This is a genomic window from Vreelandella lutescens, assembly GCF_014640815.1.
In the GTDB taxonomy this organism is placed as follows: Bacteria; Pseudomonadota; Gammaproteobacteria; order Pseudomonadales; family Halomonadaceae; genus Vreelandella; species Vreelandella lutescens.
Map to the genome: position 1 here is coordinate 369,147 of NZ_BMHM01000003.1, position 22,671 is coordinate 391,817.

Sequence of the window (22,671 nt, forward strand, 5' to 3'; positions counted from 1 at the left end):
CGGTTAACGCTAGGGGCTTCGCTAGACTACAGGGCATGTAGTTGCCTGTGTCGTATTGACTGCCAAGGAGTGAGTCATGCCGTGCTGCCCTAATTCCTTACGATGTACCCAGCCAGTCACCGTAGCGGCGCTATTGCTGTGCTGCACCTTCCCTTTGACAGCGCAGGCTTCCAACAGCCAGCCGTTAACGGCTGACGCTTCTGACCCGGTGCGCTTGGGTTGGATGCAGGGGTTTCCACCCCCTGCCGAGCGCATCATTGGCCAACCCGATGCCGACTACTTTAGCTTTCCGAAGATGCGCTGGACGGTGTGTCATTTTCGGGAATTACTGCCTACCAAGCAGGTGAGCCGGGGGCTAGCGGCTTCCTTATCTCTCACTTATGCCCTGGACGATGGGATCGATGCCGTTACGTTTTACCCGCTTGGTAGCGAAACGCCGATGACCTGGGCGGCGTCGCTGAGTGAGAACTACACCGATGGCCTGCTGATTTTGCATCAAGGGCACGTGGTGTATGAGCACTATGCCGGGTGTTTGGACGAGCTCGGTCAACATGGAGCAATGTCCGTCACCAAATCGATGACCGGCCTGCTGGGCGAGATTCTGGTCGCAGAGGGCGTGCTCGATGAGCAGGCTCTGGTGAGAGAAATAGTGCCCGAACTTGCTAACAGCGCTTTTGGAAATGCCACGGTGCAGCAACTGCTGGAAATGACGACCGGGCTGGCGTTTAGCGAAGATTACAGCGACCCAGACGCTGAAATTTGGGCCTACAACGCGGCGGCAAGTCCGTTACCGAAACCAGATGAGTACAACGGCCCACGCACCTATTACGAATATTTGGCAACGGTTCAGCCAGAAGGGGAGCACGGCCAGGTATTTGGTTATAAGACGATCAATACCGACGCCCTGGGCTGGGTGATAGCGCGTACCACCGGCGAGTCCGTGGCATCGCTACTCTCGTCCCGGCTCTGGCAGCGGTTGGGCATGGAGCAAGATGCCTACTTTACGGTGGACTCGATTGGTACGCCGTTCGCGGGCGGCGGCCTGAGTGCAGGGCTGCGCGATTTGGCCAGAGTGGGGCAGCTCGTCTTGGACGAGGGGGAGCACAACGGCCAGTCACTTTTCCCGGCGGCGGCAGTGCAACGTATCCGCCAGGGGGGAGACCGGGAAGCGTTCGCACAAGCGGGCTACTCAACTCTGCCAGGTGGCAGTTATCGCGGCATGTGGTGGTCACTGCACAATGAACACGGGGCGTTCGCTGCCCGGGGTGTGCATGGCCAAACGATTTATATCGACCCCACCGCTGAGATGGTGATCGTGCGGTTTGCCTCGCATCCGGTGGCGGGTAACGCGGCCAACGATCCTACCTCATTGCCTGCTTATCAGGCGGTGGCGGAGTACTTGATGGAGCGTACCCCCAACTCACCTTAGCCTGCCATACGGTGCTTTCGGTAGGGCCTTGCTCTAGGTCTGCACAGGTATCCACACGCCATAGGGTGGTGGCTTGGCAGTGCACGGTCAGTTCTCCCTGCTCGTGGCCGAGCTGCCACTGCCAGCGTATCTCCCGCGTTTCGTCGTCGCCGTGATCACTGATTAGGGTCAGCGTTGGCTGTCCGGTATCTGTGCTGAGGTGTGTTAACGCAGCGATTTCAGCGCTTTGCTGCGCGGGGGTTAATTGCGAGCCGCCACGATAGCCGGGTAAGTATCGTTGCTGGTGGGCTTCAGCCTGTAAAAAGGGCAACGCTTGTTCGGGCGTAATGCGACCATATTTGCGCACATTGGGCAGTATGATCACGCTGGCGGCGAGTCGGCAGCCGCCTAGATGGCTGCTCTCCCATACCTCGAACGGCAGCGGGTGCTCTGCCACCGTGCTGGCTAGCGCTTTGAACGTTTTATAACCGTACTTGGCACAGCACTTATCTTTGGTGCCGTGGGTGCAGCAGAGGACCAAGTCGTTGAGCAACGGTGGCTGCTCCCACTGGCTAAGATTGCTACCGCTTTGAAAGGCGGTGAAAAATGCCTCTAACTCCCCTCGTGCCACCCGAAAACGCCGCCGCTCCGGCATCAGAAAAAGCTGATGCTGGTATTTTTCCATGCCCGGCTGTTGGATCAGGTTGATGCGCAGGCCATCGTCGGCCAGCGTATCCAGCGTTTGCTTTAATGAATCGCTCATATCGCTGGCATGGCGCAGTTTGCGCAGCCACTTTGAGCGCGGCCAGCTGAGCAGTAAGTTGCGCTCGGCATGGGCGGCGCTACCGGCGAGCGGGTCGTGCTGTTCGCGGCTTAACTCAGCGCAGAAGGTATGGTTCATTGGGCCACTTTTAACCTCGCCGACGTAGAGGGCACGCACACTGGGCTGCCGCTAGCGGGGTCGCGCAGAATATGAGCATCCAGGTCGAAGACGCGTTTCAGATTGGCCGCGGTGAACACATCGTTTGGCGCGCCGCTGGTGACGATCTGGCCGTCACGCATCATCACTAGATGGTCGGCGTAGGCGGCGGCTAGGTTTAAGTCGTGCAGTACTAATAGCAGCGTGCGGCCATGGTCGTGGGCCAGACGAGAAAGCAGCGCCAGCAGGTCTACTTGCACCTTCAAGTCTAAAAAAGTGGTCGGTTCATCCAGCAAAATTAAATCGGTCTGTTGGGCGAGCACCATCGCGATCCAACAGCGCTGGCGCTGGCCACCGGAGAGTGCTTCCACATCCCGGTCGGCAAACTCAGTGATGTGCATATAGGCCATGGCTTCCGCGATGGCGGCGGCATCCTGTTGTGGGTCTTTTTTCCAAAACCCTTGATGGGGGAAGCGCCCCATGCCCACCAGCTGTTTTACGCTTAGCCCCTCGGGGGCGATGGGACCTTGAGGCAAGATCCCTAGCCGCTGGGCGACCTCCCGGGTGTTGCTACGATGAATGTCCTTGCCATCGAGATAGACATGCCCGCCGCTAGGCGTCAGCGTTCGCGCCAGGGTTTTTAGCAGGGTCGATTTACCGCTGCCATTGGGCCCCAGCAGCACCGTGAGTTGGCCTTCCGCTACAGCAATATCCACCCCTTGCAAAATGCGCTTGGCGTCGTAGCCAGCTTTCAGGGCGTCAGCGGTGAGTCGTGATGCAGGGTGGGAATAGGCGGGCATAAGGCAGGCTCAGTCACGCGATAAAGGCAGTCAGCACCCTAAGATAAAATATTCTCATTTTCAACATTGTTCTTGCTGCCACCTCATTTCCGGTCATTTCGTTAGTTCGAACCGTTCGTTCGAAGCGATAGACCTCCTCGCTCATTTATGCATAATATAATCATTATCATTTAGATGCGCGTTAGCATTTAAGCGATAGCTAATACCAAGGGGCATTCACATCACGCAGGGGAGTCAGCATGACACAGATGAAAAAAGCCGCTTTCTGGCCAACGGTGACGTTAGCAAGTTTAGTGGCAGCCACTCAGGCTAATGCCCAGCAAGAGGCAGCTGAGGTGGGGCAGTCGCTCAGCGAGTCATCGCCTACGGTGGTCGTGACGGCGACGCGTAGCCGCAGCGAAGAGGGGCAAACGCCGCAGCGGGTGACAGTGATTACCCGTGAGCAGATCGAACAGCAACTGGCCATTACCGACGACCCTGGCCAGGTCTTGAGCAACTTGATTCCCTCCTATTCGCCTAGCCGACAAAAGCTTTCCAATGCGGGCGAAACGATGCGTGGGCGCGATGCGCTTTTCCTGATTGATGGCGTGCCTCAGTCCAATCCGCTGCGCGACAGCTCTCGCGATAGCTACACCATCGACCTTTCTATGGTCGAGCGGATTGAAGTGATTCACGGGGCCAGCGCTGAGCATGGTTTGGGGGCCACCGGCGGTTTGATCAACTTCGTTACCCGCCGGGCCGAAGGGGGCGGTATTAGTCAAAGCGCGGGCATTAGCTTCACTGTTGACGACGACCTGCACTCAGAAGGCTTGGGCAACAAGCTCAACTATCGCATTAGCGGCCAGCAGGGCGATTGGGATTTTGTAGCCGCTGCCACGCGCCAAGAGCGGGGCGTATTTTACGATGGCGGCGACCGTCGCGTGGGTATTGCCTACCCCGGCGAGCTGCAAAACTCTGAAAGTTACGACCTGTTCGGCAAGTTAGGCTATTGGATCGACGACAACCAGAATATCGAGGTGTCGCTCAATCATTTTGATCTGGAAGAGGGCGACAATTACGTGCCCGTGGTGGGCGACCGCGAGGCGGGGATCCCTACCAGCGCCGAACGTGGCACACCCGATGGAGCGCCGGGCTTTAATGAGGTCACCACCGCCCGCTTGGCGTACTCCCATGCCGATTGGTACGGCAATGCGGTCGATGCCCAAGTGTATCGCCAGCGCTTCCGGGCGCGCTTTGCCACCACGCCGTTCTTCCCTTACCTAGATGGCAACGGCAATACCCAGTTCGACCAAACCCGTAACGAATCGGATAAGCAGGGCGCCAAGTTCACCCTGAACCGCCAGGGCATGCTGGATGACCGGCTCGGGGTGACGGTGGGGTTAGACATCCTCGAAGATGAAACCCGCCAAATGCTGGTAGAGACCGGGCGCACCTACGTGCCGGAAAGCCGCTACAGCAACATTGCGCCGTTCTTGCAGGGGCAGTTCAAAATCGCCGACCCACTGACGCTGCATGCTGGCGTTCGCCATGAGCATGCAGAGCTAGAAGTGGATGCTTACCAGACGATTGACCGTAACAACGTGACCCAGGACGACGTGGCCGTTGGCGGTGGCAACCCCAGTTTTGACGAAACGCTCTATAACGTGGGTTTAACCTTTCAAGCCACCGACTGGGCCCAGCTGTACGCCAGCTACTCCGAAGGTTTCGGCATGCCCGATGTCGGCCGCGTGCTGCGTGGCATCGGCGAACCGGGCCAGGATGTGGATACGCTGCTTCAACTGCAGCCCATCGTGACCGATAACCGTGAAATTGGCGCGCGTTTCGACTGGGAGCGATACGGCCTGGAAGTAAGCTACTACGAGTCGAACTCTGACTTTGGCCAGCGCTTGGCCGAGCAAAACGGCACGTGGGTGGGCAGCCGGGAAAAAACTGAAATCCAAGGGGTGGAAGTGACCGGCAACATGCAGGTCAATGACCACCATGATCTGTCGCTCTCCTACGCCCATACCCAAGGCAAGTCAGACCAAGACGGCGATGGCAGCGTGGATACCAAGCTCACCGGTATCAACATCGCGCCCGATACGCTCAAGCTGGGCTGGAGCGCCGTGTGGAACGACCGTCTCTCGACGCGCCTACAGGGCAGCTATTACTTCGACCGCAGCGTCGATAACCCGGCGCTCGACTTTGATGGCTACGGTTTGGTGGACGCCTCGCTGGCCTACCAGCTCCCTACGGGGCAGCTATCGCTGGGTATCGAGAACCTGACCGACGAAGACTACCTCACTTACTACTCTCAAGCCGCTCGCATCAGCGATGAGTACTACTTCACCGGCCGTGGGCGCACGTTCACGGTGGGGTATCAGCTGGATTTTTAAGGCTCAGGCGTCTTGTTTCTAGTGCTGTCTAACGCATGGCCACTCCTTCGAAGGAAGGAGTGGCTAACCGACAACCAACTGAACGTGCCGGAGGAGGGCGTTTCGTTCAAGCAGTAACACAACAAAAACCGCGCGATGTGACTAGCCATGGATGCGTGGGTTTACCTATCGATGGGTAAGTAAACCTTTAAAAAGGATGACATTCTGCGGAGGCTATATGAGCTACGCACAGGATCATCGCTCAGCGAGCGATATTAGTCAGTGTGCCTCAGTGCATGCGTTACTCAATTGTATTATCAAAGAAGTCGCCATACCTGAACGAACGTTAGCGTTTCAATGGCCGAGCCATCGTCGCGGGTTGCCTGAGGAGTTGTCGGGTATTCCCCTTCAGATCAAGTGGTCAACGTCGCTGGACTTATGGGTAATGGTAGACCGCCAGTCGACGATAGGTAGCCAGTATTATCTTTCCGATGTTTACCTAAAGGCCAAAGACGATCCTGAGTGGACAGCCGCTGATGCCGAGACGCTTATTAGCGGTCTGCTCAAGCATCTGCCCAGTGCCGATACCGCTATTAATCAGGAGCTGGCGCAGCAGGTTCGTCAAAGTCGTCAAGTGATGGCAGAGATTGTCACGCATGCTGCCGAGCTGCCTAACCGACAGCCCTTAGCCGACTATCCTAGCAGCGAACAAGGGTTGTGGTTTGGTCATCCGAATCACCCCACGCCTAAAGCGCGCCAGTGGCCTGATGAATGCTTGGCTGATGGCACTCCTTCTTACGCCCCGGAGTGTGGCATCGCCACCTCGCTCTATCAGTTCTCCTTTCCCGCAGACGGGTTACGCGTTCAGGCCAACCGCGTTGAAGAAGAGGACGTACTTTCCTACGTGGCAGACCAAGCGGCCGCCGAGAGTGATGAACGCGTCGTGCTGAGCATGCATCCGGTGCAAGCGGCCATGTTTAAGAAAGCGCCTGCCGCCAGAGAGCTGCTTCAGCGCAACGTGATCAGGGATCTTGGTCAAAGTGGTTTTAGCGCAGTGCCAACGGCCTCCATGCGCACGTGGTATATCGAAGGGCATCCCTGGTTCATCAAAGGATCGCTCAATGTGCGCATCACCAACTGCGTGCGTAAAAACGCGTGGTACGAGCTGGAAAGCACGCTGGTGATTGATCGCATCATGCATCAACTGGGTCGCTTGGAAGACCCTTCCCTGGCGACGTTACTCGTTGCCGAGGAACCCGCCACGGTGCATTGGACGCCTAACGAGGGCAGCGAGGAGCAGCAGCGTTGGTTCCGCGAACAAACAGGCATCATCTTGCGAGAAAACTTTTGTCGACGGTTCTCTCCTCAAGATTGCTTACTCACGGGCACGCTATTTGCGCGTGATACGACGCTGGTGCCTATGGTGCTCTCCTTCATTTCACAGGGGTATGAAGGCTCGCGCAGTACCAGCACCTTGCCTGAACAGAATCAGGTGAGAGCTTGGTTTCAGGCGTATTTGCGGACGCTGCTGGCACCGGTGCTGGGGCTTTTCTTCCGGCACGGGATCGTCATGGAGCCGCACTTACAAAACTGCGTCTTGATTCATGAGGCGGGAACGCCCCAGAAAATGCTGTTACGTGACTTCGAGGGGGTCAAGTTGACCCGTGATAAGGGCACCGCATGGTTGGCGGGTGAAGTCCTTCACCCTCGCGTCGAAGCATCCATGATCTATAGCCGGGAGCAAGGTTGGAACCGAATTGCCTACTGCCTGTTCGTCAACCACATTGCGGAGGCTATTCTCGCGCTGAGCTGGCAACGACCAGCGTTGGCGGATGCGTTATGGCAAGACACGTCGACGGAGTTGCAGCGTGTGCGTAATAAGCTGGAGGTGGCCGCGCCAGAGCTCGATGCGCTGTTACAAGGCGGCGCGCTGCCCTGCAAGACCAACTTCAAATTACGGCTCATGGCTCAGGCAGACCGCCAGGCGCACTATGTGTCGTTGCCCAACCCTTGGCACGTTCCTCGGGTTATGGGGCGGGAGGTAGCCTATGGCTGAACCAAATGAGTTGCCACTTTCGATCCTTTCAGCAATAGAGCGATACCGCCAACAGTGTAGCGACCCCATGGTCGCCTTTTTCTACGACCTGCCTGCCTTGGCCGCCCACGCTAACGCCATGAAAGCGGCGCTGCCACCGGGAGTGGAGCTGTACTACGCCATCAAGGCGAACAGCGAGCCTGCCATCATCGATACCTTGGCCCCTATCGTAGATGGCCTAGAGTTATCTTCCGGTGGAGAAATCGAGCGCGCGTGCCGAAGTGCCACGCCACGGCCATGGGTGTTATCGGGGCCTGGCAAGCTAGATGCGGACATGCGTAGTGCCATCGAGCGGGGCGTGGAGGCGTTTCATGTCGAAAGTCTCGGAGAAATTGCGCGTTTGCAGTCCATCGCTGCAGCGTTGGGGCGTACGCAGCCCGTTCTTTTGCGTATCAACCCTTGGTTACCTGAATCGTTTTCCAGTCGTTTGCGCATGGCTGGCACGGCGACACCGTTTGGTATCGATGAAGCACAGCTCCCCCAGGCCGTCAGTGCCGTGGATAACGCGCCAAACCTAAAGCTCTGCGGCTTTCATGTGCATGCCATGTCGCATCAAACAAGCGAGCAGCGCCATCAACAGTTACTCGCGTTCTACCTGGAGCGTTGGCCATCGTGGCGAGCGCTGGCCCGTTACCCCGAGCAACTGACTCAGCTCAACGTGGGAGGCGGCATTGGGGTGAATTATCGCCAGCCTTCCCACCAGTTCGACTGGGCTAGTCTCTGCTACGCCTTCGGGCAACAGCTCGACAACCTTTCCGAACCGCCACGCGTTCGTTTCGAGATTGGGCGCTATCTTTCTGCCTTTTGTGGCTACTACGTCATGGAAGTGTTGGATACCAAAGTCAGCCATGGTGAAGGGTTTTTAGTCTGTCGAGGGGGAACGCATCAGTTCCGCTTGCCTGTGGCGCAGGGGCACGACCATCCGGTCATTCACTTACCCCGCGACCCAGAGCAGTCGAGCAATGGCGAACAACGCGCTTGGACGGTCGTGGGGCAGCTTTGCACCCCAAAAGATGTATTGAGCCGACACCAAGAGCTGCGTGGCGTCAGGGTGGGGGACTTATTGGTGCTGCCTTTGGCAGGTGCCTATGGCTACAACATTTCCCATGCGGACTTCCTGTGTCATCCCCGGCCATCTCAGCACTTTGTGACGGACACTGCTGAAGCGCTGCATTCTCGCCCCGGGCTTCGTCGCGTGTTGGCTGAAGGTTACTCAGGCTAATCGTTATCCATTTCTCTATGTTGTGAAGGTACTCCATGACGTCACAAGCATCTTGGCTGCCCACGCGGGCGGTCATCGAGAACTCCGTTGTCTCCACACCTTTTTCTTCTTTGGATAGCTGGCGCCACTACCGGCGTATTGAGCAGCGTGTCATTGGGCAGTTGCTGCAAACCCTGCTGTATGAAGATGTGCTGAGCTATGCCGTCGTGCCTAACCCAGCCGCCACGCGGGTTGGGGCTTCACGATTTTCAATCACGCTAGGTAGCCGCTGCTATTGCGTTGAGGGTTGGGTTTGCCACAGCTTCCACCTGATTCGTCTTGACCATGCCACGCTGTCGGTGAGTGGCGCGCCGAACCAACCCGGCACCATCAGTTTGCAGTGCTTCATTACGGATCTCGAAGAGACGTTGGGGGAGGGAGCCATTCAGCCAGGCTTCGTCAACGAGTTGATTCAGACACTCATCAAAGACACCCAGTCGGCTGCGTTTGCGCTGAGTGACATCGCATCGCCTCAAACGCTGGAGGCGGATGCATTAGAGCGCTATTTCACGGATGCCCATAGTTACCACCCTTGCTACAAGTCACGGCTGGGGTTCTCCTTACAGGATAACCAGCGCTACGGCCCCGAGTTTGCTCAACCGCTTCGCGTTGTTTGGCTAGCGGTGCCCAACCAGTTAGCCCATGCAAGTGCGGTGGATGGTGAAACCTGCCTGGGCCGGGCCATGGAAGAGGCTGGGCCAGAGGTGCTAGCGAGGTTAGAGGTCTATCTCGAACGCCAGCAGCGTCGGCGCGATGAGGTCGTGCTCATGCCCGTGCATCCATGGCAGTGGGAAAATGCTCTGGTAGATGCGCTCTATCCCGAGCTTGCCAGTGGCGATATTGCCTTCCTGGGGGAGGGCGAAACGGTTTATACCCCTCAGCAGTCGATACGTACCCTGGCCCCGGTAACAAGCCATCGACCCTACCTCAAGCTGGCGATGAGTATCACGAATACGTCTAGCACACGTATATTGGCGCGCCATACCGTCACCAACGGCCCCATCATCACGCAGTGGCTTCAGCGGCTGATCGAGACGAATGATACCGCTTCCTCTGCGGGCTTTGTCCTGTTAGGGGAGATTGCTGGCGTGGCCTTGGATGAGCGCGCGTTTGCTGCCAAGCGCTATGCAGAGGTGTATGGCAAGGTCGGGGCCATTTGGCGACAGAATATCCGCCAATATTTACATGAGGGCGAGCAAGCTGCCCCGCTCAACGGGTTGAGTCAGCTTACCCGCACGTCGCAAGGGGAGCCCTCTGATCCATTTATCACGCCTTGGGTAGAGCGCTACGGGCTAGCGGCGTGGACGCGCCAACTGATTCACGTTACGACGCTACCGATCATCCATCTGCTGTTTGCGGAAGGTATCGGGATGGAATCCCACGGGCAAAATATCGTCGTCATCCATCGTGATGGCTGGCCTACGCGCGTTGCCCTCAAAGATTTTCATGACGGCGTGCGTTTTAGCAAGGCGCATCTCGCCCGTCCCGAGCTGGCGCCTAAGCTTGAGCCGGTCCCTCCGCGTCATGCCGCACTCAATCGCAACTCCTTTATCGTCACCGATGATCTAGCGGCGGTGCGTGACTACTCCTGCGATGCCTTTTTCTTCATTGCGCTTGGTGACATGGCGATTTTTTTGAAGCGCCACTTTGGCTTGGAGGAGGCTCACTTTTGGGCCATGACGGCAGAGGTCGTCAAAGAGTATCAGCGCGAGCATCCCCAGCACGCTAAGCGCTATCGCTGTTTTGATGTGTTTACTCCGGAGTGGGAAGTGGAGGCGCTCACTCGTCGCCGTCTCTTTGGAGACGAGCAGCCCCAGGTCAAAAAGGTGCCCAATCCGCTGGCCGCCTTTGCGCCTGAAGGAGAGCGCGCATGTTGAGAACGAACCAGCTAAAGCGTGCGCTGCTAGAGGGTAAGGAAGTCTTCGGCGTAATGGCCTCCATGCCGACCGCTGCCTCGATTGAGTTGATTGGAGAAGCAGGCTTTGACTACGTGGTCATCGATACCGAGCACGTTCTGATCAACCCAGAAACCGTCGAACACATGATTCGTACCGCAGAAAGCTATGGGATGACGCCGCTGGTTCGAGTGGCGGATACGGAACCCAAACAGCTGCTGCGCCTGCTGGATGGCGGTGCGCAAGGCATCGTATTACCCAATGTGGAGTCGGCAGCGTCGTTAGCAAACGCGGTTGCTGCCTGTAAATACGCGCCTGAAGGAGCAAGGAGCCTCAACGCCGGTCGCCCTGGTGGATTTGGTAAGTCCTCTCTCGTCGAGTACGTGGGGCAAGCCAACCAAGAAACGATGGTCATTGCCATGATTGAAAGTTGTCGAGGTGTGCAGCAGATAGAAGCGATTTGTGCCGTGCCTGGCTTGGATATGGTGCTGGAAGGCGCAGCGGATCTTTCCCAGTCCCTGGGGGTGACGTGGCAAACCGATCATCCAGACGTCGTTCAGTCGCTCGAGCATGTTCAGCGGACGGCTCAGGCATTTGGTATCCCCTACGGGGCCTTTCTCCGCCACTCCCGAGCTAAAGCGCGATGGCAGGCACGGGGTGTTCACACCTTCATGCTGGGAGATGAGCGAGGGATTGCGTTTCGCGCTCTGCAAAAGAGCCTTCACGAAGCTAAAGACGTCTCACACTGATCGATGTTTTCACGTTACTGATACTGTTTTGGAGTTTAGGCACATGACATCCGTTAATGCTCAGCACTATGCGCAACAGCAGATTCTGCAATGTTTGGTCGATGGGTGCTTGGTAGAAGGCTTGCTAGAGGGGCTCGATGCGCAGTGGAGCATCGTCGGTGACGACGAGAAAGCACTGACTGGCTTGTTTGGTGGTTTTACCCGTGATCCCGCGCAGCGTCTTTGGCGCTGGCCAGCAAAGCCGGGTTGGCATGTCGCGATGCTGCTTCAGCCTGGTATCACGCAGGCTTGGGAGAAAGTGCCGCAGACGCCGGTCGTGTTGGTCGACCATGCCGCAGGTCAGCATCACGCTTTGTCACCTGAGGCCTTCATGCATTACCTCTTTGCTAACGGAGGCGGGGATGACGCAGCCCTAACCCAGGGGCAGGAAGTATTTTTGCAGGCGCTCTCCGATACGCTTTGGCAAGCGACCAGCTCGGTGAAGCATCAGGTAAGAACGGCGGATTTGCCCACGCTTGCCACGGCTGATCATTTTGCCGTGATGGAGCAGTGGGCATCGCTGTTGGATCGCCCTTATCACCCCACGGCGAAAGCCAAGCAGGGGTTGAATAATCAGGAGTATCACGCCTATATGGCGGAGTTCAATCGGCCTATCGAACTCTGTTGGGTCGCCATCGACAATAACGCTTTGCTCAGTGGTGACGGTGTCAACGAAGAAACGCCGCTGCCAGTGCGCTGGCTCGCCAGCGAGACCAGCGCTGGGATGTTGGAGCAGGAGATGGTCGAGCGAGGCCTAGCGCATACGCATACCGCCATTCCGGTACATCCGTGGCAGTACGAGCATGCGTTGCCCCGTTGGTTGCAAGACGCCTTTGAAGCCGGTGCCTGCGTGTCACTCACGACCGTCACGGAACCCTGGCTAGCCACCTCCTCGTTACGGTCGCTTGCGCCCACCACGGCCAGCCCGCACTTTCTCAAACTGCCCATGGCCATTTACTCTCTGGGGGCTTCTCGCTATTTACCGGCCGTGAAAATGATCAATGGCGATCTCAGTGCCCGCTTGCTGCAGCAGGCCAAGGCACGCGACGCTCGATTAGCGCAAGGCCTCTATCTATGTGATGAAAGCAAGTGGTGGGCGTATATGCCGCAAGGGGCAACGCTCTTTGATGAAGCGCCTCGTCACCTGTCGGCCATGGTGCGTAGCTACCCCTCTGAGTTACTGGAAGACGATACCGTGCGTTTGGTGCCCATGGCCACGCTGGGAACGCCATTACCGGGTGGTGAGCATCATGTGTTCGATGACTGGTTAGCCGAGCGTGAGTGGCCTGCGAGTGCGGCATCCGTGACAGCCCTCTTCGGCGAGCTGTGCGACCGATTCTTCGAGATCAACCTACGCCTGTTTCGGTTGGGGATGCTGGCAGAAGTCCATGGTCAGAATGCGGTCATGGTCTTTAAATCAGGCCGGTGCCACGGCGTGCTGTTACGCGATCATGACTCGCTGCGTATCTGCGTTGAGCGGCTGGAACAGCATGGGATGCAGGATCCGTGCTACCGCATCAAGCAAGGTCACTCCAATACCCTTTACCACGATAGCCTGGAAGCCCTGCTGTTTTGGCTGCAAACCCTTGCCATTCAAGTCAATCTACGCGCCATCATCGACGCGCTGGTAGGCTACTACGGAGTCTCGGCGCACACTCTATGGGAGACGCTGGCGATACGGTTGAGAGCCCAGCTGGAGGAGGTTGCTTTTGACCAACACGACCGGGATAGGCTGCTGAAACAGTTGTTCGAGCAGGAGCAGTGGCCCTATAAACGCCTGATTTCACCGATCATCGAGCGAGCGGGAGGGCCAGGCAGTATGCCCTTCGGCACCAGCGCAACCTGTAATCCGCTTCGCCGAGTCGACGTTTCCCAGCAGCGGCACCATAAGGAAGCGGTAATGGAACACTAAGGCAAAAGCCGCCTAGTAGATCAACTAGGCGGCTATTCAATCAACGCGATGAACTAGCAAAACCAAGCGGGATGTTTTGCTCGCAGCACACGCCGCTTCTCGTCTTCCTGCGCCTGCTTTTTCTCTGCGGCACTCGCAAGCGCCTCTGCACGGTGAGGAGGTATAACGAAGAGCCCATCGTCATCTCCGATGATCAGATCCCCTGGGGCTACGACACACCCTTCGATCGTGATGGGCGTGTTGATCTCGCCCTCTAGCGAGAGTGCTCGGGTGGTTAACGGGCTTGTTCCCCGCGCAAACGTGGGTAGCGTTAGCTGAGAAAGATGGGCCCAGTCGGTGACCGACCCATTGGTCACCACGCCCGCCAGGCTTTTTTGTAGAGCGGCGTAAGCGCGAAATTCTCCCCAACAGGCACGCTGTACATCGCTGCCGACGTCGATCACCAGCACGTCGCCTGGGCGTGCCATGGTCAGCGCCTCACGGATGATGCTGCCATCCACATGGGGGATGCGCACCGTGAGGGCCGTGCCTAAAAGCCGAACAGGGCGCTTGAGAGGCAGAAGGGTCGCGATGGCTCCGATATCGGTAAAATGCCCGAGTGTCGAGGTGGCAATGTCCTCGAATCTCTGCCGCTGCTGGGGGGTGATGCTCTCCTTACGGGGCAGGACATGAAACATAGAACTCTCCCTGATTCCCTCAAGCGCGCTGGTAGCGCGTGCGGTGCAGTAAATAAACAAAGAAGGGCGCGCCGATGCCAGCGACGAAAATACCTGCGGGCAGGTCTTTGGGAAGAAAAGCGACCCGGCCCAACAAATCGGCATACAGTACGATCAGCGCCCCTACCAGCGCCGATGCAGGAATGAGGCGTGCCATATGGCGTCCCACACATTTCGCCGCGATATGAGGCGCCATTAAGCCCACGAAACTGATGGCACCTGCATAAGCCACCGCAGCGCCTGCCAAAACCACGGCACAGGCCAGTAGGATGACTCGGCTACGCATCACTGCCACGCCTAGCCCTTCCGCCACCTGATCCCCCAGTGCCATGGCATCTGCATGGCGGGCGAAGGCCAAGCAGACCGGCGTGGTCACCACCAGCCACGGTAGTAAGCCATTGACGTCCCGCCACTGTGCCGCATAGAGACTGCCGGTGAGCCAGACGTAGGCCGACATGGCAGCAGCGTCGCTGCTAATGACGATCAATAGCGTGGTGCCTGCTCCCATGGCCGCGGCCAAACCAATGCCCACGAGTACCATACGTGACGGGTGTAGACCGCTTTTCCAAGCGAGTGCAAAGACCAGCAGGGCCGATACCAGGGCACCCAGCATGGCAAAGAGTGGCAGCCAATGAATACCTATGGTGCTGCTGAACAGCGCTAAAAATAGGACCGCCGCCAGTGCGGCGCCGCTAGTAATGCCGATGACATCAGGAGATGCCAGCGGATTGCGGACGATACCCTGCAAAATGGCTCCTGCCATCGCCAAGGCGCCACCCACCAAGATAGCCAATACGATTCTCGGTAGGCGCAACTCCCAAACGATAAAGACAATGTCGCTACTTTGCGGCGCTGTTAACGCCTTTAAAACGTCCACGAACGAGGTAGGAAAGCTACCCAAACTCAGCGATAAGCCTGCGCTGGTCAACAGCAAAATGGCCAAGCCGACGACTGTGAGCAGCGACCGATAGTCATGGCGCTGCTCAGCGTAGATAAAGGAGCGTGAAGTATTCGGTGTCATTGGCCAGCCATGTTGCGTCGCGCCAGATAAATGAAGAAAGGCGTACCCAGCAAAGCGGTCATCACGCCCACGGGGATCTCCTGGGGAGGAATTAAAAAGCGTGATGCCACATCTGCCAGCAATAGAAGGCTGGCGCCTAGTAGCGCACAGGCGGGCAAAAGCCAGCGGTGATCGATACCAAACAGACCCCTCGCCATATGAGGAATGATCAACCCTATGAACCCGATCATCCCCGATAGGGCCACGGAGCTGCCCGCCAACACGATCACGACGAGTCCGAGCAGCAGTTTTATCGTAGTGGCCTGTAAACCCAGGCCTGTCGCCATGTCATCGCCTAACAAGAGCGCATTGGCATGACGGACCAGCAGGGTGCAGAGCAGTAGCGCCGCGCCAAATAGCGGTAATAAAGGAACCACCAACGCAAGTTCTCGCCCGGTTACCGAGCCTGCCAGCCAGTAGAGCACGCTTTCGAAGCTTTGCTGATCGATCACCAGTAGCCCCTGGCTGAAGGCGACGAACATGGCCGTCACGGCCACCCCGGCCAGCACGACACGCAGCGGCGATAGCTCTCCGTGTCGTCCCCTACTTAGCAGAATGACCAAAAGCGCGGCCACCGATGCACCGAGAAGAGCCGCCCAGACATAGTGGGCAGGCGCTGATAGCGGCAGGAGCGACACGGCAACCACGACAAAAAACATAGCCCCCGCATTGATGCCTAAGAGGCTAGGTGAGGCCAGCGGGTTGCGTGTGATGGTTTGCATCAGAGCCCCGGCAATGGCGAGGCTAGCGCCCACCAACGCTGCGATGATCGCTCGAGGAAGACGCTCGGTGATGAGAATGATGTGTGCGACATTGCCGGGATCGTAGTGATGTAAGGCCGACCACAGCGTGTGCCACGCAATATCGGTCGTTCCTGATAGCGTGCTGGTTAAAAATGCGCTCCAGGTCACCACCACCCCAATCAGCAGCCCGAGACTTTTAGCGATGTGGCTATCTAGCATCCTGCGTCTCCTGGCTGCTAGCAGGCGCATCACGTTGCTCGAGGCCTTCAAGACCATAGTGGCGATAGAGGTCATCAAGCATGGCATTGGCGGCGAGTATACCGCCGCCCATCATCCAGTTGATGGGGTCGACCTCAAATACCCGCTGATGTTCGACGGCCTCTAGCTGCTGCCACAAAGGATGGGACGACCAGTGCTGGTAGTTATCGAGAATCGCTGGGTCTGGTTCCAGCAGCACGAAAATGACATCGGCATCCAAAATAGGGATGTTCTCAGTGCTGGAAAGCTTCATGCCCCAACCGTGCGTGTTCAAGGTATCGGGTTGCTCGAACCCTAACTCATCAAGAATATAGCCCGCAAAGCCGCCAGAGTAGATACGCAGGTGATCACTTTTGAAGCGGATCACCGCGACTTTTTGCGGCCACGCATCTCCAAGCGTGTCTGCTATTTGCCGGTGAAAGTCGTCGACCCTCGTTGCCCAATTGCGCAGTAACGCATTGGCTACTTCCTCTCGACCTGTGGCATTGGCCACCAGGGTCAGCGTCTCCTTGAAGTCAAAAACGTTATCGGCCGTGGCAGTGGGGGCGATGGCCGTCAGCAACGGTTGTATCCTCTGATGACGAAAATCCGTGGCCACGATGACATCAGGGTTTAGCCAAGCGATTTTTTCCAAGTTTGGCTGTGTTTCCAGGCCCACGTGCGGCACGTCGTTTAATTCGTCGCGTAGGTAGCGATACATGGGTTTTTCCAACCATGAGTCCACCACGCCAATGGGGGTGATCCCCAATGCGACGGCGCTATCCGTCGCACCTTGATAAAGCGTTACGACGCGTTCAGCGGAGGGTGTTTGGCTCCTGTGGGATTGGGCGGCACAGGTAGCGCCTATCAAGCTCACGACGAAGGCAACGCTCAGCAGCGTCTTCCCCCATGAAGATCGCCATGTCATTCGGTGCGTTTGAAAAGGGATCATTTGGCTCTTCCTTGAAGCGACGTTTGCGGCTGGCTGTTCGAGGAGGAGGGCATCGCCATGTCTGGTGAAACACCGGAGCGACCCAGTGCCCACGCCAGAGGTAGACATGCCAGCGCGATACCCGCCAAGACAAAAAAGGCCACATGCAGGGCAGAGGCACTGGCCTCGGAGTAGGAGGTGCCCAGGTCCAGGGATGCTCGTACACTCATGTCGTAGTAGACCGATAGTGCGACTACCCCGAGTGAGGAGACGAGTCGACGCGCCATGTTGTTCATGGCCGAGGCCTGGGCCACCTGCTGTTCAGGAAGATCTTTCATGCCCACCGTGGTCGCCGGTAAGTAAGCGAATCCCAACCCGATCCCACGAAGCCCCATCCAGGCAGCAATAATCCAAACGGGCGTAGCCGCGCTCAGCGTGCCGAGTCCTATCAAGCTGATGACCGTGGCGATAAGGCCTAAACCGATACACCACTGAGGGGGCGCCCGGTCGATACAACGGCCTGCGATGGGCGAACAGGCAGCGGCAGCAAGCGCGGTGGCGAGAAACACGAGGCCTGTCGTCAGCGGGCTAAAGCCCAGCGTGTTTTGCATCCACAGAGGGATCAACAAGATGCATCCAAACAGGATGATCGATTGCAAACTGGCAAGCAGCACGCTGTAGCGAAAGCGATGATGGTTAAATAGGGACAGGTCGAGCAGCGGCTCAGCCTGCTGTCGTTCAACACGTATGAACAGCGTTAACGCGATGGCGCCTAGTAGAAGCGGCACAAGGGTAGCGGGGCGCAACAGGTCAGACAGCGTTTCCACGCCATTGAGAGAAAGCAGTACGCCTCCGATACCTAACGTGATGAGACAAAAGCCCGCTAGGTCAAACTGACGTCGAGTCGGCCGCGAGTCGGCGGATAAATAACGGTAACCGCATATCAGCCCTACGATCGCGAAGGGCATATTCATCAAAAACAGGGCTCGCCAGTGGCTGATCTCCAACAGCAGGCCTCCCACCGTCGGACCTATGGCGGGCGCCATCATGACGGCAAAGCCCCATACACCGCTGGCACGTCCCCGCTGTTCGCGAGGGTAGGCGGAAAAAATTAACGATAGAGACAGGGGAATCATCAAGCCAGCGGCGATCCCTTGCACGCCTCGGGCCACGATGATGCCATTGAGATGTTGCGCTAAGGCACCGAGCCCCGAGCCGGCCAAAAAACCGCATAGGCCCATGAGGTAAACCGTTTTTCGCCCCCATCTGCCTGCCAAATAGCCCGTCAGCGGCATTGTCATCGCCATGGCAATCATAAAGATGGTCACTACCCAACTGACTTGGGTGGCGCTAGCGTTAAACGTCACCATGAGTTCAGCGACGGCTAGGTTAAGAGCGCTGTTATTGAGGCTGACGGTAAAGGTGCCCAGTAGCACGCTGATCAGCACTTTTTTGCCGTTGGAAGTCGCGTTCGGCATGAGACCCACTTTCTGAGATGTCATGGGGATATGGCAAAGCAGACGTGCTGCTATGACGCCTCACCCAGAAAGTGATGATGCCATGTTAAGGCTGTTTAATGCAAATAGTTATCAATTGTGATTGAGCTTTTGAATCGACGCGCGCGATGACCGTGCTCTTTAAATAAGGGCGGCCGCCACCTCCACCGCCCCAAACACCGCCACCCCCGCCGCCACCGGCCAGCCCAGTGAGCGCAGGCGACGCCACACCAACAGCGTAACGCTCAGGCCAATCGCGGTGGCCAACCAAGAGATGGCGCTGGGGTTGACGGGTACCATCGAAACGCCCAGCACGGCGGCAATCATCATGGGGCCTAGAATCACCAGCCATTGGGGCATGGCGTTCATTCCCGTTGTGCTGCCCAGCCGACGCTGCATCCATAAAAAAGGCACCACGCGCATTAGTAGCGTGCCCAATGCACAGATAATAACGGCGATCCACATGGCACTGCTCATGGGCGGCTCCTGCGTGGTTGAAAGGTGACCGTGTAGAAGCACAGCGCGCCGCAGGCGGCTGCAAGGGGAATCGCCACGTTGCTCCACCCGGCCAGGTTCAACCCGAGCGCGGCAAGAATGGTACACAGCATCGCGGCGGCCCAGCGCTTGTCGGTAAAGCGCGGTGCCACCATGGTGAGAAACAGCGCGGGGAGGGCGAAGGGCATAATTTCACCCAGCAGCGGCCAGCGGGCGGTGACCGCTTCGCCGCCGGTCGCACCCACCGCGGTGCCGATAATCCACACCGCCCACGCCAGCAGCGACGCCCCTACGAACCAACTAAACCGCTTCACTTCTGGTAGCTGAGGGAGCCGTGTAAGCGCTAAGGCAAAGACTTGGTCGGTCAGCCCGTGCATCAGCCAGGGCCAGTGGCGGCTGCGGGGCAGCAGCGCCGCCAAATTGGGGCCGTACACCACATGGCGCACGTTGATGAGCAGCGTCATCGCCACCACCAGCCATAGCGGCGCGCCAGCGGCAATCATGCCCACAAATAGAAACTGCGACGCGCCTGCGTAAATCAGTGCGGAAATTATCGCAGCTTCCCAGGTGGTAAAACCGGCCTGCGTCGCGACTAAGCCAAACGAGAGCGACACGGGAATGTAGCCACCTAATAGCGGAATGGCTTCACGCACGCCCTGAAGCGCAGAGCGCAACGGAGAGTGTTGGGTGTGCATTGTGTGGTCAACTGGCTGGCTCATGAGCGGGTGCCTTTTTGCCCGTAGGTGACGGTGAGTAGCAGGGTAGCTTCAGTTGTATGGGTGCGGTAAAGGTGTGGCTGGTCGGCGGGAAATGTCACACTCTCACCGGGGCCAAGCGCTGTGGTGGCACCTTCAGGCCCGGCTTCTAACCATCCGCTGATGAGCGTCAGCGTTTCCTGCGTACCCGGTGTATGGGCTTCGGCATGGCGCAGCGTATTGGGGGCACAGCGCATCCAGTAGGCGTCTACCTGAGGCGTGTCTTTACCTTGGTCAATCAGCTGTACCTGCACGCCATCTTCGCCCAACGGCACGCTGATCGGTGCGACCAGGGTGCCAAATGGGGCGTTGAGCTGAACCGCCAGCCGCCAGATGGTATCCAGCGTCGGGTTACCGTTGCCCTGCTCTAAGCGGCATAGGTTGGATTTCGCAATACCCGCCGCGCTGGCAAGTTGAGAAAGCGACAAGCCCTGCGCTTTGCGAAGCGCCTGAAGGTGTTGGCCTAACGTAAGAAGAGAGTGCTCATCCATAGTGATTGCCCGCTGTTCCTTTTATAGAACGTTCTATATAAGGAACAGCGGGCTGTCAATCGACAAGCCATAAAGAAGTGATTAGGTAGGCTTGCGCGCTCGGCAGGCGGCGGCGGTAAACAGCACGTCGGTGGAGGAGTTGAGGGCTGTCTCGGTGGAGTCCTGCACCACGCTAATCACAAAGCCGATGGCGACGGCCTGCATGGCGACTTCGGTAGGAATGCCGAACAGACTAGCGGCCATGGGGATCAACATTAAAGAACCGCCCGCCACGCCCGAAACGCCGCAGGCCGCAAGGGCCGACACCACGCAGAGCAGCAGCGCGGTGGGGAAGTCGACGCTAATCCCCAGCGTATGCGTGGTGGCCAGGGTGATCACGGTAATCGTGATCGCCGCGCCGCACATATTGATGGTAGCGCCCAGCGGAATGGAGATGGCGTAGGTGTCGGCATCCAGGTCTAAGCGGCGGCACAGCTCCAGGTTGACCGGGATATTGGCCGCCGAGCTACGGGTGAAAAACGCCGTAATGGCGCTGCCCCGTAGGCAGGCGAATACCAGCGGATAAGGATTTTGGCGGGTGGCTAAATAGACCAGCAGCGGGTTACTCACTAGCGCCACAAACAGCATGCAGCCGACGATCACCCCGAGTAGCTGGGCGTAGTTGAGCAGCGCCTGCACGCCCGATTCAGCTAGCGTACCGGCCACCAAGCCGAAAATACCCAGAGGAGCTAAGCGAATCACCAACGTGACAATACGCGTAATGGCGGCGGATAAGTCGCTGAGCGCTTGGCGGGTAGTGTCGCTGGCTTGGCGCAGCGTTAAGCCCAAGCCAATCGCCCAGGCCAGAATGGCAATAAAGTTGGCTTCCATCAGGGCGGTCACGGGGTTTGCCACCGCGTTGAGCAGCAGGTCGCGCAGCACGCTAAGAATATCGCTGGGTGGGTTGCCGTCTACTTGGCCTGCATCCAGCGCAAGCTCCGTAGGCAGTGCAAAGCTGGCGGCTACGGCAATCAAAGCTGCCATTAGCGTGCCCACCACATAGAGAACCAGCACGGAGCGGATACGTGTGGGCTGGCCTGTTTGGTGAGCAGCAATGGCGGCAGCCACCAGCACAAACACTAAAATAGGGGCCACGGCTTGGAGCGCTGCAATAAATAGCTGGCCAAGTAGCGCAACGTTGCGAGCTATGTCGGGGGTGAACAGGGCCAGTAGCACCCCGGCTATGATCCCGATAACGATTTGAGGGATCAGCCCTAGCCGTAAAAGCGGCCGAAACAAGGCATTAGCGGTGGCAATCATTGCGCGACTCTCAGGTAGTAGAAGGTGGGAAGCGGTGCGGAGGTACCGCAACCGCGCCTGAAAGGGGCAGCATTCTACCAGTTGCGGGCGCATCTTGGGCGTGCATGTAAAAAAACGTGACCCGCTATCTCTGGCCTCAGCGCCAGATTATACTTTGTTGGCTGCGGGGCATTACCGCAGCGCGGCACTTATGCCACCTCCCGCCTGTTAAAAAAAAGAAAAAGGAACGTTCCATGCGCATGAAAGTGTTGTTAGCTGCAGTGCTGATGCTGTGTAGCTCGTCGTTGGTCATGGCTGCCGACTACTACGTGGATATCACTAACCGTACCGGCTATACCATTTATTACATGTACGTGAGCCCGGAGGACTCAAAAAGCTGGGAAGAGGATGTATTGGGAAGTGATGTGCTGATGGACGGGGATACGCAGCGCGTTACGCTAACGGGCTACTCAAGCCCCTACTTTGATATCCGCTTAGTGGATGAAGAAGACGACAGCTACACCTTTTGGAACGTTGACGTTTCTACGCAAGACCTTGAAGTAACGCTGGATAATCTAGACTAACAACATGCCAACGGCTTGCTCCTGACTGGGTAGCAAGCCGTTTAGTCACAGTAGTTGCTGTGGGCAGGTATCTACCTAACGTTAGGCAACCGCACTGGATTGAGTAAACGTCGGTGTGCGCTGAGCGATGTGTAAAGTGGCTTGTGCCGCAGTGTGGGCACTTAGTGCTGCCATATCTGCGTAAGCTTGCTCAGTGAGGTCAATAACATCTGGAGAAGCGCCCCATTTAAGCAACATGTCGTCGATATGACGCTCTGCCGCTGCAAACTGGCCGCAATGGCTTAACAGCTTGGCAATGGTGTAGTCGCATTGGGGGGTATCGAACATCTCTTCCTTGATCTCTTGAATTGCTAATTGAAGGCCCGCTTGGGAAATATCCATCAATTGATTAGGTTGCATGCCACGACTCCTTGTGAATGCTAACGGCGGCTCATTAAGAGCAAATCGGTCATT

Annotated in this window: 20 protein-coding genes; 8 read left to right on the top strand and 12 right to left on the bottom strand. The window is 57.6% G+C overall.

Going from position 1 to position 22,671, the window contains the following annotated elements:
* Window positions 1–76 precede the first annotated feature (76 nt).
* Complete coding sequence (locus tag IEW65_RS09285) at window positions 77–1,429, top strand: serine hydrolase domain-containing protein (RefSeq protein ID WP_188639196.1); 1,353 nt, start codon at window positions 77–79, stop codon at window positions 1,427–1,429.
* Here the strand turns inward: IEW65_RS09285 and IEW65_RS09290 are convergent.
* Both IEW65_RS09290 and IEW65_RS09295 read right to left on the bottom strand, forming a co-directional pair.
* Window positions 1,362–2,309, bottom strand: coding sequence for a sucrase ferredoxin (locus tag IEW65_RS09290; RefSeq protein ID WP_188639197.1), 948 nt, complete (start codon window positions 2,307–2,309; stop codon window positions 1,362–1,364). The genes IEW65_RS09285 and IEW65_RS09290 overlap by 68 nt on opposite strands.
* Window positions 2,306–3,127 carry an ABC transporter ATP-binding protein gene (locus IEW65_RS09295; RefSeq protein ID WP_188639198.1) on the bottom strand — a complete coding sequence of 274 codons (822 nt, stop codon included), beginning with the start codon at window positions 3,125–3,127 and terminating at the stop codon, window positions 2,306–2,308. Before IEW65_RS09295 ends, IEW65_RS09290 begins: the two co-directional genes overlap by 4 nt.
* Window positions 3,128–3,375: 248 nt before the next feature.
* On the opposite strand from IEW65_RS09295, the gene IEW65_RS09300 reads away from it, so the two are divergent.
* The 6 genes from IEW65_RS09300 to IEW65_RS09325 all read left to right on the top strand — a co-directional run bounded on the left by IEW65_RS09300 (window position 3,376) and on the right by IEW65_RS09325 (window position 13,432).
* Entirely contained in the window at window positions 3,376–5,502 is a 2,127-nt protein-coding gene (locus tag IEW65_RS09300) for a TonB-dependent receptor (RefSeq protein ID WP_422822613.1), read from the top strand.
* Window positions 5,503–5,719: 217 nt separating this feature from the next.
* Window positions 5,720–7,537: an IucA/IucC family protein gene (locus IEW65_RS09305; protein ID WP_188639200.1), complete on the top strand. Its 1,818-nt coding sequence runs from the start codon at window positions 5,720–5,722 to the stop codon at window positions 7,535–7,537.
* A complete protein-coding gene (locus tag IEW65_RS09310) occupies window positions 7,530–8,798 on the top strand; it encodes a type III PLP-dependent enzyme (RefSeq protein WP_188639201.1) in 1,269 nt (422 codons plus the stop codon). Before IEW65_RS09305 ends, IEW65_RS09310 begins: the two co-directional genes overlap by 8 nt.
* A 35-nt stretch (window positions 8,799–8,833) precedes the next feature.
* Window positions 8,834–10,714 (top strand): IucA/IucC family protein, encoded by a 1,881-nt coding sequence (locus IEW65_RS09315; protein WP_188639202.1) that lies wholly within the window; start codon window positions 8,834–8,836, stop codon window positions 10,712–10,714.
* Window positions 10,708–11,481, top strand: coding sequence for an HpcH/HpaI aldolase family protein (locus IEW65_RS09320; RefSeq protein ID WP_188639203.1), 774 nt, complete (start codon window positions 10,708–10,710; stop codon window positions 11,479–11,481). The genes IEW65_RS09315 and IEW65_RS09320 overlap by 7 nt, the downstream gene beginning before the upstream one ends.
* Before the next feature lie 43 nt (window positions 11,482–11,524).
* Window positions 11,525–13,432, top strand: coding sequence for an IucA/IucC family protein (locus IEW65_RS09325; protein WP_229755519.1), 1,908 nt, complete (start codon window positions 11,525–11,527; stop codon window positions 13,430–13,432).
* A gap of 53 nt (window positions 13,433–13,485) precedes the next feature.
* On the opposite strand, the gene IEW65_RS09330 is transcribed toward IEW65_RS09325, so the two are convergent.
* From IEW65_RS09330 to sstT, 9 genes are all read right to left on the bottom strand, one after another.
* Entirely contained in the window at window positions 13,486–14,109 is a 624-nt protein-coding gene (locus IEW65_RS09330; protein ID WP_188639205.1) for an RraA family protein, read from the bottom strand.
* 19 nt (window positions 14,110–14,128) lie between these two features.
* Window positions 14,129–15,169 (bottom strand): FecCD family ABC transporter permease, encoded by a 1,041-nt coding sequence (locus tag IEW65_RS09335; protein ID WP_188639206.1) that lies wholly within the window; start codon window positions 15,167–15,169, stop codon window positions 14,129–14,131.
* Complete coding sequence (locus IEW65_RS09340; RefSeq protein WP_188639207.1) at window positions 15,166–16,170, bottom strand: FecCD family ABC transporter permease; 1,005 nt, start codon at window positions 16,168–16,170, stop codon at window positions 15,166–15,168. Before IEW65_RS09340 ends, IEW65_RS09335 begins: the two co-directional genes overlap by 4 nt.
* On the bottom strand, window positions 16,160–17,140 hold the full coding sequence (locus IEW65_RS09345; RefSeq protein ID WP_229755520.1) for an ABC transporter substrate-binding protein: 981 nt from the start codon (window positions 17,138–17,140) through the stop codon (window positions 16,160–16,162). Before IEW65_RS09345 ends, IEW65_RS09340 begins: the two co-directional genes overlap by 11 nt.
* Complete coding sequence (locus IEW65_RS09350; RefSeq protein WP_188639208.1) at window positions 17,137–18,597, bottom strand: DHA2 family efflux MFS transporter permease subunit; 1,461 nt, start codon at window positions 18,595–18,597, stop codon at window positions 17,137–17,139. The genes IEW65_RS09345 and IEW65_RS09350 overlap by 4 nt, the downstream gene beginning before the upstream one ends.
* Before the next feature lie 159 nt (window positions 18,598–18,756).
* Window positions 18,757–19,092, bottom strand: a complete 336-nt coding sequence (locus tag IEW65_RS09355; protein WP_188639209.1) for an AzlD domain-containing protein — start codon at window positions 19,090–19,092, stop codon at window positions 18,757–18,759.
* On the bottom strand, window positions 19,089–19,829 hold the full coding sequence (locus tag IEW65_RS09360; RefSeq protein ID WP_188639210.1) for an AzlC family ABC transporter permease: 741 nt from the start codon (window positions 19,827–19,829) through the stop codon (window positions 19,089–19,091). The genes IEW65_RS09355 and IEW65_RS09360 overlap by 4 nt, the downstream gene beginning before the upstream one ends.
* On the bottom strand, window positions 19,826–20,356 hold the full coding sequence (locus IEW65_RS09365) for a helix-turn-helix domain-containing protein (protein ID WP_188639211.1): 531 nt from the start codon (window positions 20,354–20,356) through the stop codon (window positions 19,826–19,828). Before IEW65_RS09365 ends, IEW65_RS09360 begins: the two co-directional genes overlap by 4 nt.
* 81 nt (window positions 20,357–20,437) lie before the next feature.
* Window positions 20,438–21,655, bottom strand: coding sequence for a serine/threonine transporter SstT (gene sstT / locus IEW65_RS09370; protein ID WP_188639212.1), 1,218 nt, complete (start codon window positions 21,653–21,655; stop codon window positions 20,438–20,440).
* A 233-nt stretch (window positions 21,656–21,888) separates the two neighbouring features.
* Here sstT and IEW65_RS09375 point away from each other — a divergent pair, with 233 nt between their 5' ends.
* Window positions 21,889–22,218: a hypothetical protein gene (locus tag IEW65_RS09375; RefSeq protein WP_188639213.1), complete on the top strand. Its 330-nt coding sequence runs from the start codon at window positions 21,889–21,891 to the stop codon at window positions 22,216–22,218.
* A gap of 81 nt (window positions 22,219–22,299) precedes the next feature.
* On the opposite strand, the gene IEW65_RS09380 is transcribed toward IEW65_RS09375, so the two are convergent.
* Window positions 22,300–22,617, bottom strand: a complete 318-nt coding sequence (locus tag IEW65_RS09380) for a hypothetical protein (RefSeq protein WP_229755521.1) — start codon at window positions 22,615–22,617, stop codon at window positions 22,300–22,302.
* Window positions 22,618–22,671 lie beyond the last annotated feature (54 nt).

Bases quoted from the DNA above. Each gene is read 5' to 3' on its own strand.
- IEW65_RS09380 (WP_229755521.1), bottom strand. From the start codon at position 22,617: ATGCAACCTAATCAATTGATGGATATTTCCCAAGCGGGCCTTCAATTA.
- IEW65_RS09350 (WP_188639208.1), bottom strand. From the start codon at position 18,597: ATGCCGAACGCGACTTCCAACGGCAAAAAAGTGCTGATCAGCGTGCTA.
- IEW65_RS09355 (WP_188639209.1), bottom strand. From the start codon at position 19,092: ATGAGCAGTGCCATGTGGATCGCCGTTATTATCTGTGCATTGGGCACG.
- IEW65_RS09315 (WP_188639202.1), top strand. From the start codon at position 8,834: ATGACGTCACAAGCATCTTGGCTGCCCACGCGGGCGGTCATCGAGAAC.
- IEW65_RS09330 (WP_188639205.1), bottom strand. From the start codon at position 14,109: ATGTTTCATGTCCTGCCCCGTAAGGAGAGCATCACCCCCCAGCAGCGG.
- IEW65_RS09335 (WP_188639206.1), bottom strand. From the start codon at position 15,169: ATGACACCGAATACTTCACGCTCCTTTATCTACGCTGAGCAGCGCCAT.
- IEW65_RS09285 (WP_188639196.1), top strand. From the start codon at position 77: ATGCCGTGCTGCCCTAATTCCTTACGATGTACCCAGCCAGTCACCGTA.
- IEW65_RS09305 (WP_188639200.1), top strand. From the start codon at position 5,720: ATGAGCTACGCACAGGATCATCGCTCAGCGAGCGATATTAGTCAGTGT.
- IEW65_RS09290 (WP_188639197.1), bottom strand. From the start codon at position 2,309: ATGAACCATACCTTCTGCGCTGAGTTAAGCCGCGAACAGCACGACCCG.
- sstT (WP_188639212.1), bottom strand. From the start codon at position 21,655: ATGATTGCCACCGCTAATGCCTTGTTTCGGCCGCTTTTACGGCTAGGG.
- IEW65_RS09320 (WP_188639203.1), top strand. From the start codon at position 10,708: ATGTTGAGAACGAACCAGCTAAAGCGTGCGCTGCTAGAGGGTAAGGAA.
- IEW65_RS09310 (WP_188639201.1), top strand. From the start codon at position 7,530: ATGGCTGAACCAAATGAGTTGCCACTTTCGATCCTTTCAGCAATAGAG.
- IEW65_RS09340 (WP_188639207.1), bottom strand. From the start codon at position 16,170: ATGCTAGATAGCCACATCGCTAAAAGTCTCGGGCTGCTGATTGGGGTG.
- IEW65_RS09295 (WP_188639198.1), bottom strand. From the start codon at position 3,127: ATGCCCGCCTATTCCCACCCTGCATCACGACTCACCGCTGACGCCCTG.
- IEW65_RS09345 (WP_229755520.1), bottom strand. From the start codon at position 17,140: ATGATCCCTTTTCAAACGCACCGAATGACATGGCGATCTTCATGGGGG.
- IEW65_RS09360 (WP_188639210.1), bottom strand. From the start codon at position 19,829: ATGAGCCAGCCAGTTGACCACACAATGCACACCCAACACTCTCCGTTG.
- IEW65_RS09300 (WP_422822613.1), top strand. From the start codon at position 3,376: ATGAAAAAAGCCGCTTTCTGGCCAACGGTGACGTTAGCAAGTTTAGTG.
- IEW65_RS09325 (WP_229755519.1), top strand. From the start codon at position 11,525: ATGACATCCGTTAATGCTCAGCACTATGCGCAACAGCAGATTCTGCAA.
- IEW65_RS09375 (WP_188639213.1), top strand. From the start codon at position 21,889: ATGCGCATGAAAGTGTTGTTAGCTGCAGTGCTGATGCTGTGTAGCTCG.
- IEW65_RS09365 (WP_188639211.1), bottom strand. From the start codon at position 20,356: ATGGATGAGCACTCTCTTCTTACGTTAGGCCAACACCTTCAGGCGCTT.